At 74.8% G+C, this 829-nt stretch carries 1 protein-coding gene; it reads left to right on the top strand.

Annotated elements, in window-relative coordinates:
- Positions 1-132: 132 nt before the first annotated feature.
- A partial coding sequence (locus tag AC08OX_RS14030; protein WP_476608234.1) for a hypothetical protein occupies positions 133-829 on the top strand: 697 nt, incomplete at its 3' end.

Here is an 829-nt window from a genome sequence, read left to right as displayed (position 1 = left end):
GTGCCGTGCGTACCTTCACGATCGCCTTCGGGGAGGCCGACCCGGCGGCGCTGCGGGACATCTCCGCCGACACCGGCGGCGCGGTGTTCGACGCTCGTACCTCGTCGCTGGCGGACGCGTTCAAGGACATCCGTGGCTACCAGTGAACCGCCGACGCCGCGTCCACCGCGGCTCCCGCGCCCGGCACCACCCCCGTCGGCGCCGATCCCCGGCCGGGGACAGTGGATCCTCACCTGGTTCGGTTCGGCCAAGAACATCGCCGGCTGCACGTGCGCGCTCGCCGGCGCCGGCGCGAGTGCCGCGGGCCTGGTGGACTGGCCGTTCTGGCCGCCGGTCGTCGCGGCGCTCTACGCGATCGGCGCCTTGGTCGCACCGCCGCGCCGCGCCGCGGTCGCGGGCGGTGGGATCGACGTGGATGATCTGCGGGCGACGGTCGAGGCCCAGTACCGGGCCCTGATCGACCGGGCACCGGACGACCGGGCACTCGTCGCCGCCGCCGAGGAGGTCATCGGTGCGCTGCGGCAGGTCCTGGACACCCCGCACCTGCTGCGTCCCGGCTCGCCGGAGACGTTCGCCGTCGAGCGGACGGTCGCCGATTACCTGCCCACCGCGGTGGAGACCTATCTGGGGCTGCCGCGGGCCTACGCCGAGACCCACCGGCTGCCCGACGGCCGTACCCCCCGCGATGTCCTGCTGGCGACGCTGGCCCTGCTCGCCGGTGGGATGCGTGAGGTCACCGAGGCGGCCGCCCGCGGCGACACGGCCCAGTTGCTCGCGCACAGCCGCTTCCTCACCGACCGATTCGGCCCGACCGAGCTCACCCTCCCCG

Source organism: Frankia sp. CoBUL1 (assembly GCF_978021245.1).
The sequence above is the reverse complement of the archived record's forward strand: the minus strand, read 5'-3'. Positions and strand labels throughout refer to the sequence as shown.